10 protein-coding genes are annotated in these 11,815 nt (G+C 37.2%); 2 read left to right on the top strand and 8 right to left on the bottom strand.

The window, feature by feature from the left end:
• Nucleotides 1-204: 204 nt before the first annotated feature.
• The gene (locus V7164_RS18975) at nt 205-816 is read right to left on the bottom strand and encodes a DJ-1/PfpI family protein (RefSeq protein ID WP_335354913.1); all 612 of its coding nucleotides are present in this window, start codon (nt 814-816) and stop codon (nt 205-207) included.
• A 295-nt stretch (nt 817-1,111) separates the two neighbouring features.
• Here V7164_RS18975 and V7164_RS18970 point away from each other — a divergent pair, with 295 nt between their 5' ends.
• Together V7164_RS18970 and V7164_RS18965 are read left to right on the top strand one after the other, a co-directional pair.
• Nucleotides 1,112-2,578: a sugar phosphate nucleotidyltransferase gene (locus V7164_RS18970; RefSeq protein ID WP_335354912.1), complete on the top strand. Its 1,467-nt coding sequence runs from the start codon at nt 1,112-1,114 to the stop codon at nt 2,576-2,578.
• A 37-nt stretch (nt 2,579-2,615) separates the two neighbouring features.
• A complete protein-coding gene (locus V7164_RS18965; protein ID WP_335354911.1) occupies nt 2,616-3,773 on the top strand; it encodes a glycosyltransferase in 1,158 nt (385 codons plus the stop codon).
• Here the strand turns inward: V7164_RS18965 and V7164_RS18960 are convergent.
• The 7 genes from V7164_RS18960 to V7164_RS18930 form a co-directional block, all read right to left on the bottom strand.
• A complete protein-coding gene (locus V7164_RS18960; RefSeq protein WP_335354910.1) occupies nt 3,770-4,945 on the bottom strand; it encodes a glycosyltransferase family 4 protein in 1,176 nt (391 codons plus the stop codon). The two genes, V7164_RS18965 and V7164_RS18960, sit on opposite strands and share 4 nt — an antisense overlap.
• Before the next feature lie 14 nt (nt 4,946-4,959).
• Nucleotides 4,960-6,069, bottom strand: a complete 1,110-nt coding sequence (locus tag V7164_RS18955) for a glycosyltransferase family 4 protein (protein WP_335354909.1) — start codon at nt 6,067-6,069, stop codon at nt 4,960-4,962.
• Between the two features lie 828 nt (nt 6,070-6,897).
• Nucleotides 6,898-7,779, bottom strand: coding sequence for an aminoglycoside phosphotransferase family protein (locus V7164_RS18950; RefSeq protein ID WP_335348175.1), 882 nt, complete (start codon nt 7,777-7,779; stop codon nt 6,898-6,900).
• Between the two features lie 559 nt (nt 7,780-8,338).
• A complete protein-coding gene (locus tag V7164_RS18945) occupies nt 8,339-9,046 on the bottom strand; it encodes a DUF421 domain-containing protein (RefSeq protein ID WP_335354908.1) in 708 nt (235 codons plus the stop codon).
• 476 nt (nt 9,047-9,522) lie between these two features.
• Entirely contained in the window at nt 9,523-9,966 is a 444-nt protein-coding gene (locus tag V7164_RS18940; RefSeq protein WP_335344348.1) for a YciI family protein, read from the bottom strand.
• Nucleotides 9,967-10,260: 294 nt separating this feature from the next.
• Nucleotides 10,261-10,884 carry an alpha/beta fold hydrolase gene (locus tag V7164_RS18935; RefSeq protein WP_335354907.1) on the bottom strand — a complete coding sequence of 208 codons (624 nt, stop codon included), beginning with the start codon at nt 10,882-10,884 and terminating at the stop codon, nt 10,261-10,263.
• 169 nt (nt 10,885-11,053) lie between these two features.
• A complete protein-coding gene (locus tag V7164_RS18930) occupies nt 11,054-11,581 on the bottom strand; it encodes a hypothetical protein (RefSeq protein WP_335344346.1) in 528 nt (175 codons plus the stop codon).
• Nucleotides 11,582-11,815: the final 234 nt, after the last annotated feature.

Genomic DNA, 11,815 nt, shown 5'->3' with positions numbered 1-11,815 from the left:
AAACTATTAGCTGGTTTAGCTTAAGTACATTTCTTCACAATCTTCATTTCTCTTACTAAGCGTTACTAAAAAATCTGGCCAATTTGAGGAACAGTGGTAAAAACTATGTCTAGAATGGTATACCGCTTGACTGCCAGTCAAGCGCTCTCCCACGATTGTTACTTTAACTGTCCCAAACATTATTCCATACAAAAACGGAAATACTTAATTTACGGGTTTTCTCCAAACGACACCTCTTCGTTCATATTCCATTCGATGTTCAACTGCAGCTGCTATCTCAGCTCCTGAAAACCTCTCAATAATCCATAGTCCTAGATCAAATCCTGAAGTAACTCCCCTAGATGTGATTACACTACCTTCATCAACAATTCGATATCCTAAGTAATCAGCTCCATATCTAGGAAGTTCATCTTTCGCCAGATAATGCATAGCAACTCTCTGGTCTTTTAAAATACCTGAAGCAGCCATCAACATGCCACCTGTACAAACCCCGCACACTATCGTACCTTCGTCATGCATAGCCGAAATGATCTGCGTTAACTCCCCCTTCTCCGCCTCCTGTCTCGCACCATGTTGGGCTTTATGGTTCCAGCCACCGCCAGGGATGATTAACAAATCTGGTCTGTTGTCTAAACGTAAAAAATCATGTACCGTCACTTGAACGCCAAAAGATGCGGTGACTTCTTTTTGAGACCCACTTGCGACTAATTCAATCTCGAATAGAGCTCTTGCCTCGATTCCTCGCTTTAAAACTTCATAAGGTGCCAAAGCGACAAGTTCCCCAAATCCTTCAAATAATACAATTTGTATCTTCACCCTCATACTCTCCTTTAAAATCTCAAACATGATAACCCCATTCTACTTTTTTAGACGGGGTTAAAATTAGTTGTTTAATTTTTGATGTGCAAAATTTTTTCGCACTTAAAAATATAACAATAATGTTGTTTAAATCTAAGGGGATAATCCACAATAGCGCCCAATTGTTTAATAAGAAGGCTCTGCCGAACCTTAAAAAGTAAGCTAATTTGATTCGTATGACCATACCACTATTGTATAAGCCCCATAGAATACTAGTACCAGCTTTATATTTACTTAAAAATGGGGTTGAGATATGAAAATTCTATTGCTTTCTGGAGGTTCGGGACGAAGACTTTGGCCTTTATCTAATTCAGTTAGGGCCAAGCAGTTTTTAAAGCTGCTGCCTACACAGCATGGGAAGCCTGAATCCATGATTCAGCGGGTCTCCGGACAGCTGGATGATGCTGGGCTTCTATCATCAACATATATTATTACCTGTGAGAATCAATTGGAGATTATAAAAAACCAAATAGACACTCAGATTCCCGTCATCTGCGAACCGAGTCAAAGAGGTACATTTCCTTCTATTGCTTTAGCTTGTGCGTACCTTCATTCCAATTACTATGCCGGTCCTGAGGAAACCATTTGTGTGGTGCCGGTGGATTCCTATGTGGAACCCCTGTTTTATAAGCTGCTGCAAAGCATTCCGGATATTCTGCATATATCGCAGGCTGAGCTTGCTCTGCTAGGTGCTGTGCCGCAGTTTCCGTCAGACCAGTTTGGATATATCCTCCCTAAGCCGGGTCAAAAAGAGGAAATAGGCTGCCTTCCAATAGATCAATTCATAGAAAAACCAGATACAGAAACAGCCCGGCTGCTGATAGAAAAGAATGCTTTTTGGAATTGCGGTGTATTTGGATTTTCTTTGAATTTTATGATTGAGTATTTAAATAAAATGGGGCTTTCCACTTCTTATAACCAGCTGCTGAAAAACTATGATCTTCTGCCTGAAATCAGCTTTGATTATGAGATCGCTGAGAAAAACAGCAGGTCGATTGTAATTCCCTATTCTGGTTTATGGAAGGACCTCGGAAGCTGGGAGACATTAAGCGGCCAGCTTGAGAGTTCAGTTTCCGGCAAAGGTTCTCTATCAGAGGACTCTAAAAATACACAGATTGTCAATGAACTGTCCATTCCGATTCATGCCATTTCAATCTCTAATAGCATCATAGCTGCCAGCCCGGACGGGATTCTGGTTGCCGATAAGCAGAAGAGCAATGCTATAAAGCATATGGCTGAAACAACCCGGCCTATGTATGAAGAAAAAAGATGGGGCATCTATAAAGTTTTGGATTTTTCTTATACTAGCGAAGGAATGGAGTCCCTTTCCAAGCTGCTTAAAATATTACCTGGCAGAAATATCAGCTACCAGACTCATCAATTCAGACAGGAGACTTGGACAATCATCTCTGGAGAAGGGGAGTTTATTTTGGATGGCCGCCTTGTCTATATTAAAGCAGGAGATGTCCTTCAAATTCCGGTCGGTGCAAAACATGCTGTAAAGGCCATTACACCTCTGGAAATTATAGAAGTCCAATGGGGCGAAAAACTGCAGGAAGAGGATATTATTCGTATTACTGCTTCCTGGGAAGAGACGGTTAAGAATATCATAAAAGAGCGGGAAAGATGGTCTCTATCATCTACTCTACAATGCGTCAAGACTATATGGAAAACGTGTTTGAAAACTATGAAAATCAGGTTTGGGAGGAAAAAGAATTAATCATTATCTTAAATAATGATGAGATGGAGGCGTACAAATGACATATTATCAAGTAGTTTGGAGAGGGCCGGTTCTTGATGCAAGCGGATATGGAATTGCAAGCAGAGAATACGCTCTTGCATTAGACCGTCTTGGTGTTGATCTTATAATTCAGCCGTATACTTGGAATTTCCCCTATGATTTTAGCAATAAAAACAAGAAAAAGAGATTATTGCAGTTAATTGAAAAGCCATTCCAAAAAAACAAACAAAAAATATTAATTTATCATTGTCCGCCTGGAAATATTGATGATATCAAAAAAGAGAGAAAAAATTTTGATCGGATCCTATTTAATACTGTTTGGGAAACAGGAAAGATTCCGAGTCCATGGCTTCCAGTTATTAATGCATGTGATGGGGTATGCGTACCATGCTCTCAAAACATAGATGCCATGATTGAAGGCGGTGTGAATGTTCCTGTGTTTCTGGCTCCTCATGGGGCTGATACACAAGCATTTTACCCTGGAAACAAAAAGCTTTCATTAAAGGAAGCAAAAGGGAAGTTTGTTTTTGTTTCAATTTTTGATTTTCAGCATAGGAAAAATCCTGAAACTTTGCTGAAAGCCTATTGGAGCGAGTTCACTTCTAAAGACAATGTGCTGCTGGTCATAAAAACATATGGCAGCAATCGTAAAAAAATATTAAAGTCTATTTCGCAATATAAAAGAAGTCTTGGGTTTACAAATGAAACTGCCCCTCTGCATGTAATAACGGGCGTTATACCGGAAAAGCAGCTTAAAGGTTTATATACACTGGGCAATGCATTCATTCTTCCCACTAGGGGAGAAGGGGTAGGTCTCCCATATATGGAGGCATTATCAAGCGGTATCCCAGTCATAGCTACAGGCTGGGGCGGACAAATGGACTTTTTGAATGAACAAAATTCCTTTTTACTAGATTACAAGCTGGAGAATCCAAGAAACAGCATGGGCAGCAAAAGTGCCATATCGAGGCTATACCCCCACTTTTTTAAACATGAGGACCATCTGTGGGCTGAAGCCGATCTGGAGGATACAAAAAGACAGATGAGATTGGCCTATGAAAATCCGAATCTGTGTAAACAGAAAGGCCAGCAAGGAAGATTGGATATGCTGAATCTTACCTGGGATAAGGCCGGAATATTATTGAAAAAGGCTATAGAAGAGATTCTTTCTTAAACAGAAAAAATCTCTTCTATATCATTATGGATCTTTTTAGCTATACTTTTCCATGAAAAACGGCTGTTAATATGGTTTTGCCCGAATGCGGCTATCTCCTCCATAAATTTATGTCTGCAGCTGAACTGGTTAAGCTTATCCGCGAAATCCTCTGCCTCAGCATGGATATAGTGCTTGCGGTCAATGAGTTCTAATCCCCGGACACCGCATAAAGTGGAAAACAGGGGAATCCCTGCTGATAAAAATTCTAGCGCTTTCAAATTGACTCCTGCACCGCTAAACATCGGATTGATAGAGATATCAGCTTCAGCAAATAGCTTTAATTTTTTTTTGTGCTGAACCCTGCCCAGTAATTTTACGTTATTTTTCTTAAGCTCTTGAAAAGGTCTGCAGCATTCGCCTGCAATGATAAAGTCGATATCCCGACATTTATCGGCAAGTTGCTTAATGATAAACTTCACTGCCTGAGTGTTAGGCTGGTAATCTGCTCCAATAAACAGAGCTTTTGGCCTTCCGGCAGGCTTCTTTCTGCGCGGAAGCCATTCATCTGGATTGATTCCATTTGGGGCAAGCTTAATTTTTTGAGGATCCAGCCTATAATCTTTAATAAATTCCTCCCTCTCGGCTGCGGATGTGGCATAAATCAAGTCCGCGTGTGAAGTTAATCGCTGTTCTGCTTCATAAATCCGGGGAAGGTATTCCCGCGCCTTTTCATCCTTCCAAATTTGCTTTGCCAGTGAGTAATCATGGTTATGGCTGTTATAAATTCTTGGCTTTTGATCTTTGCTGAAATACAAGTCATAATCCAGTAAATAAGGGGTTTCATGAATAATGATATCGCTTGATTGGTAGAGCTTCTCAAAATACTTTTTGTATAAGGCAGGATAATTGGCAAGCTCCAAATACATAATTAAAGGAAGTTCATAGCCTGAAGCAGCATTATGAAGCTTCTGTCTTATTTGCGAGTAGAGAGGATCCCTTTCCGCTTTGTATTCTCTAAAGCTTGAAGAGTATTTGACGACCTTCTCCTTTTTACTGTTTGTTTGGGATAAAAGAGTAATATCATAATAATGGCTTAATTCGTTATAAATATGAAAATACCTCAATGTGCCTCCACTTGTCGGCGGGAAAACCGTTGGGAAAATATTAAGGACAAGTAATTTTCTCATCATTCCCCTCCTCTTCATTAGTTCCGGGTCACACTTCGAAAAACTTTCAGCGTTTTTTCGGCAGTCTTTTTCCAGGAAAAATGCCGTGACCGAAGACTGCTCTTTTCGCTAAGCTGTTTTCTTGTTACAGGATTTAACAGCTCCATCATTTTTAAAGCGATCTCTTCAGGATTTTCAGGATTAAAATAAAGACCCGCGATGTCTGCGATTTCAGGGATGCTTCCCTTGTTTGAGCAAACGATCGGTGTTTTTGTTTTAAACGCCTCCACCAGGGGAATGCCAAATCCTTCATATAGGGAAGGAAAGACCAAAAAGCTGGAGTTCCAATAAAGAGAAGGCATTTCTTCAGGGGGAACGTATCCCAGAACCCATACCTGTTTTTCTAAAGAACGTTCTCTTATAAATTTCAAAACAGATTGATAAACTCCATTGCTTTTATCTGCATAGCCTGTCAGGACAAGCGGTATGGTGGTATTGTATTTTTCCCTCAGGATCAGAATGGCCTTTAGAAGATTCAGATGGTTTTTGTGCGGATTATAGCTTGAAGGATATATGGCGTATGTTTCGGGCAATTGATATTTTTGTTTCACTCCTTTCATTGTGTTCTTCGCTGGTGCTTGATCAAATATGGCTGGTGCATTGAGGTGAATGACATGAATTTTTCTCTCTGGAATGGAGAGCTGACGGGCTATGGCACCCTTGGAAAAATCCGAGACTGTAATGACAGCATCGAACGAAGCCGTATATTGTTCATAATAGCGATTATTCTCTTCTAATCCGCCGGGGACAAAGTCCGGATATTTCGTATGAAGTACATCATGAATCGTTGCCACAGTCGGAACAGGGATACTTGGGAGATACGATCTGTGCAATGGGCAAAACCAAAGGTCCAGCTTGCATTTTTTGATGGCATCATAAACATCAGCAGAATCCATTAACTTCCGGAACTGAATTATTTTTATTTTTTCATGTTGGGGAAAAACGTTTTTCAGCTTCCGCTTAAGAAAAAGGAACAGGGTAAGGTTTTCCCGGCTGTCAGCCATATGGCCAATTAAATGCGTTATATATTGTTCAACCCCTCCAAACCGGTCTTGAGATAGATTGAGGAGATTAATTCCGATTCTCATCCTGCAGGCCTCCTTAGTCTTCAATTGGTGATTTAGAAGATATTTATTAAATAAACTATTATATTCGCCTGCTCAGATTATCATCACAATGAATTTAAAATTAGAAAGTGGAGCAGCAAGAGAAGGGATTCATGCTGAAAAATAAGGCTCAGTTAAATTTACCCGTTGATTTCAGCACGAGGTACTCAAGTGTTCAGAGGGCGATCCGATGCTCCTCGGTGCATTTGCACCTGCTGGGTCTCCCGCTGATTACGCTTTTCCTGCAGGACTTTGAATAAGCATCTCTGAGTAAACACCGCACGAAGGAAATCCGATAGCATTTCCGGGGAGCTCGCGCCTTCCGCTCCAATCAGCAGGATGCTAAAAATCAACAATAACCTTTAACCAAGCCAATAAGAAAAATCCTACATTATCAAAAATCCACCTATAAACCATTGAACTTTGTTATAAATCCACATTAAGCTAGATATTTCGGATTTCAATAATCGTTAATTTGCTTTAAGTTCCACTAAATTGCCCCGTTAGTTTAAGTACAACTTTTCACAAACTTAATTATGAAATTTAGAATTATTTATCAAATATTTCAATGTTATTAAGGAATATTGTACATTCTTCAAGCGTTCTGGTTAGCAAAAAGCTATCTGAAAATCTATCTCACTTTGATGCAATACCTTCTAAAAACTTACATAATTGTTTATCTGTTAGTTCCGGTCCACTAAATTCTATTTCAATTTTTTCTTCAACTAACCTGCTTTTTAGTAAAAAAACGTTCCTGCATATTACTGAAATGCACCTGTTAGTGCAAAATAAAGTTCTATTTTAATGACTTTATTTTTCAGTTTCGTAATCATTAAGAATTATTTTTATAATTCTATATGTTTCATCTGCGATTGTTTTGTTTGATTGTTTATTATAATTGTAGGTTACTAAAGCCTTCCATAAAGCCCAACCTCTTGCCCTATTCCAAGTTTCTTCATCAAAATTCAATGCATTCTTAAATGACTTTCTCGTACTATCATCAAAAAAAGTCCAGGCCATTGCAGCATCACAAGATGGGTCTCCTACACCCAATATGCCAAAATCAATAACCGCATACAATTTACCAATTTTAGTTAATATATTCCCTGGTGCTACGTCACCATGGACCCATACTGGTTCTCCAGCCCATTTTGAAGCTAATGCCAATTCCCAAATTTCTCTCAATATATGTTTATTAAAAGAATTTATATTATTAATGGCATCTCTAAACTCATCATCGTATACAGCAATATCTCCACCTCTATAAAAATTATGTTCCCCAGCTAAGGGACCTCCACTGGTGTCAATTGATTGTAATTCAACTAAAAAATTACCCAAATCAATTGCAAATTGATTTAAATCATCTATATTTTCTAAAGTTAATGTCTCTCCATCCAACCACTTGTTTACAGACCAAGGATATGGGTAATCCTCACTTGGCTCTCCTTTAGCTATTGGTTCTGATATTGGTGTAGAAAGATGCTTGGCTAATATGGGTAACCATTTTTGTTCTTTTTCAACTTGTGGCACATAGGCTTTATCGCTTGGTAACCTAACGCTCATACTTTTTCCTAAGTGAAATGTTCTATTATCATTTCCACTTTTTATAACAGGCTTGATTTCCAAATTAGACCACTCTGGAAATTGGCAATTTATTAACTTCGAAACTAAATCTACGTCAATTTTTATCATTTAATTTCTCCTTATTATTTTAATTATTCATCACCCAAAACCTAGTTATAGTCACGAATTTATTCGATAAGCCCATCCTTAATAACCACTTTAATTTGCATGTATTTAATAAATCATATCCTTACTACAAGGACTCCTTATTCAGCTAACCTGAACCTTTAGTTTAAGTGTAAGGCTTTACAATCTCAGAATATTCCCTCAGTAATCTGGCCCTATAGTTAAAGAAAGAGCGCAATTTTTCTGGAATTGCGCCCGATTGTTGAAAATCAGATATACTATAGAATGAACAAATAAATATAGATGTATAAACTAACCAATAACGTACCTGTAAAACAAAAGGCATCCAAGAGAAAATTGTCTTCTTGAACAATAAATGATAAGAATGAGGTAAGACTGTACAAGGAAAGATAATATGCCTCAGATAAGAAACATTTAATTGTTCTTTGAAATGAACTTCTTCAATATCAAGAAATGCTATTTTCCCCATCCCTGAACAAATTTTATTATCAATGATATTTACGAAAAAACAGGAATATGCTGAGTTGGGGTGAGAAATTAATCAATTATCCTCTCCAGGCTTGTAATAATTAGGGTCATTTTTATGATCCTTGATGTCATTATTATCAATAGATAATTTTCCATTTTCCTGAAATGTGGCAAGCATGATATTCTCTACTTTTTCCCCCATTTTTTTCACTTCAGTCATTAGCCAATCCATGTTCAGCTTTAGGTATTTTAAATTATGGGAAATAATTTGGCCATCCATGATCAGTGGGATTGGCACATATTCTTTTTTTACCTGTAAGTTTAAATCACTCGGCTGCAAAGGGCGGTAATCAGCCTTAGGGATGACACTTATATCACCAATATCCTCCATAACGGCAATAGCGATATTTTGCGTATCCATGTACCCTTTCATCCGCAAATGGGACAATAATTCATTCACAGGCATTCGTACCTTTTTCAGTCCCTTTCGATCGATGTCCCCATTACGAATCAATACAGTAGGGCTGCTATATAAGAGCCATCTTAATTTATTATGTAGGGATAAACGGACGATAATTTTATAAATAATAAAAGTGATTCCAGAATAGATGATGGCTTTCCCGAGATTATTGACCTCTATCGGTGTACTGATAATATTCGTAAGCACAAAGAAATACAATAAATCAAACGAGTGCATTTCGGCCACGGCCTTTTTTCCTGACAGCCTTAAAAATAAAAATCCGACCAAAAACACAATAACTGCTCGGTAAATTAGTTCCAAATGTGGTTCACCTCTGGGAAATTCGGCTATTACTATCGATAGTATGAGTAGATTCGACCAGATCTAATCTAGGGAAAAATCTTTTTATTAGTATTAAAAATGAGCACTGCCATAGTGCTAGTTGGTCCAATGGTAAAATAGCATAACTAATACCCTTGACTAGACACGTGCAACAACTACCTAGATTGAATTTAAAAAACAATGATGAATCCATGAAGCAGTGCGCTACTGTATTTTTTCTGTATCAGCATCCCACTCAGATTCCTGTAACATTTGGTCAATATGCATCCTAGTTTCCGCATTAAATAATAATTGTCTAGATAGTTAATTAATGTGGGGTTAATAAGAATGCTGATCCTTCCATCAGTTTTGTGACATTCATAACTTTCCCTGTAAAATCAGTGTTAAAAATTAACCATTCTGGATTTAGTTTAGATTTAAATATGGTGTGTCCGTTAGTTTTTGATACAAGTTGTCTAGAGAGGGTCACAATCGTCTTCCCTTCTCAGATTTCTCGCGTATTCCGCTTCCTTGGACAACATTTCCGGATCCTCGGTCAGCTCCGGCGCCTCAAATACTTGACGCAATTCAATCTGACCTTCCCCATGTCCTTGTGGATCCGGCATCCGCATGGCCCACTCGATGGCTTCTTCCCTCGAATTCACATCAATTAGTATGAACCCAGCAATCAATTCATTCGTTTCCGTAAATGGGCCATCCGTGACCAGCGGCTTTTCTCCTTGTTTTGGATACGAAAGCCGAATCCCATTTGAACTTGGATGAAGTCCTTTAGCCATAATTCGCACGCCTGCCTTCACTAATTCCTCATTGTACATCGTCATGGCTTCCCTGAGCTCTGGGCTCGGAAGATTTCCGGCTTCCGAATTCTTTGAGGCTTTGACAATTATCATAAACAGCATAAAAAGTTCCTCCTTCTTTTTTAAAGGCAAATCCCTTAATTAACATCTTTATAAATACAACGAACCGATATCTTCAAAATCTATCATTTTAAATATTCCATAAAATCAAAGGATATTCCTTCCTATACCCTTCTTCCACTAACCTGCCCGTTAGCTTAATAACTTCAACAAAATAAGCGATAACCCTTTCTGGATCATCGCACCTAATAGTAGAAATGTAAACTTAATGAGATGTTCAATAAAGAATAAAAAAATTAAATAAAAGCAAGGTTGATAAGAATAATGAATTTACCTTTAATGTTTTCTAAAAAAATCATTTAGTATGGACGCCAGATTTTCTGGAGCTTCCATATTTATTTCATGCCATACACCCATAATTGTCCGAATTTCTGCTGTTGCGATTTGATCTGCCAATTTCTCCGATGCCCTTTTATTCGCTTTATCATTTTCCCCACATAAAACCAAAGTATTGCACTGAACCTTTTTTAAGTCGTTACTAAAATCTAATTCCATCATAGAATTTGACAATATAATAAAATCATTTTTGCTGGAACCAAGTTTCTGAAAAGGAGATTCTGGCATAAGTCGAAAAATGGTATTTTGAACTTTAAGCAACATTTTAGGCATTTTGTATTGTGGTGCTATTAAAACCAGTGAGTCAACTCTACTTGGATGGTCAATCGTATAATTCAATGCAACTACTGCTCCTAGAGAAAGTCCAATAAGGACAACTGGCTCGGAATATTCTTCTATGTATTCAGAGAAAGCGGTGTATAGATTGTTGTAAGTAGGCTCTTTATCTTTCAAAAGGTTAAACAAATCAGGATTTGAAATTTGAGTTGTATCACCCATGTAAGAAATAGTTTTCTCCCAACTTGAGGAACTTTGCCCTATACCATGAACGAAGATGTATCTCATTAAAGTATCCTACATCTTCATAAATTCTATATATTGATAATACCTTACAAACTAAATCATTTCTATTTTTTAGTAATAATGCACCTATTTCTTATTGAACTATTGCATCCGTTAGTTTAAGTGTATAATTTCACAATCACTTTATAAAATATAGATTTGTCAACTCCACTCATTTTGTTAGTTTCTCCGCTACAACATTAAAATTAGTTGTTGATGTTGATTCTTCATATAAGAAAGTAATTTTATAATCTATTACTTCATTCGTTTCTATTTTAAGAATTGATGTTGTTACTGTACCATCCCCGACATAAGTTAACCGACTATTATCGGCGATTTCGTAAGTTTTTACACCATCTACTTCATTTACTGCAAAACCTATTCTTTGAATCGTATCTCCGTAAATAAAAGCAAGATTGCAACTATTATTTTCTGTTTTATCGTAAAAAGAAATAACCGCCTTTAACATTGGTAATTTATCATCTTTCACTAATATATAATCAAAGATTTCATAATTATTATAATCTCTGTTCATCTTAAATGTTGCTATTGCGTCATCCTTGGTATAATTCTTTTTAACTGATGTTTGTTGATTTTGATTCAATGAAGAATCTGGATATTCCGATACACTCTGAGTAGTATTAGAACATCCTATTAGGGTTAAAGACAAAAATATCACTAAAGTTAATCTTAGTTTCATACATTTTTCCTCCCTACTTAAAAATTATTAATAAATTAACATGATTTCCACATGATTTTAGTTAAAAACCTTAAAGATAGGGCATGAAACCTTTCATATTTTAGGCTTATTAATTGTATTCCTTGTTGTATAAAAGCACCCTTTACTTGAATAACCAAACATCACTTCACTTTTTTACGAAATTTAAAATCCACCTTATAATTCCAATAACCAGAATAAGAACCCCATTAGCTA

Origin of the sequence: Bacillus sp. JJ1474 (assembly GCF_036965225.1) — a bacterium.
Taxonomy (GTDB): Bacteria; Bacillota; Bacilli; order Bacillales; family Cytobacillaceae; genus Cytobacillus.
This window is presented reverse-complemented; position numbering and strand designations above follow the sequence as displayed.

What these genes read in the sequence shown, in the direction of transcription:
- V7164_RS18950 (WP_335348175.1), bottom strand. Translation starts at nt 7,779, where the DNA reads ATGATAAAAATTGACGTAGATTTAGTTTCGAAGTTAATAAATTGCCAA.
- V7164_RS18965 (WP_335354911.1), top strand. Translation starts at nt 2,616, where the DNA reads ATGACATATTATCAAGTAGTTTGGAGAGGGCCGGTTCTTGATGCAAGC.
- V7164_RS18955 (WP_335354909.1), bottom strand. Translation starts at nt 6,069, where the DNA reads ATGAGAATCGGAATTAATCTCCTCAATCTATCTCAAGACCGGTTTGGA.
- V7164_RS18960 (WP_335354910.1), bottom strand. Translation starts at nt 4,945, where the DNA reads ATGATGAGAAAATTACTTGTCCTTAATATTTTCCCAACGGTTTTCCCG.
- V7164_RS18940 (WP_335344348.1), bottom strand. Translation starts at nt 9,966, where the DNA reads ATGCTGTTTATGATAATTGTCAAAGCCTCAAAGAATTCGGAAGCCGGA.
- V7164_RS18970 (WP_335354912.1), top strand. Translation starts at nt 1,112, where the DNA reads ATGAAAATTCTATTGCTTTCTGGAGGTTCGGGACGAAGACTTTGGCCT.
- V7164_RS18935 (WP_335354907.1), bottom strand. Translation starts at nt 10,884, where the DNA reads ATGAGATACATCTTCGTTCATGGTATAGGGCAAAGTTCCTCAAGTTGG.
- V7164_RS18930 (WP_335344346.1), bottom strand. Translation starts at nt 11,581, where the DNA reads ATGAAACTAAGATTAACTTTAGTGATATTTTTGTCTTTAACCCTAATA.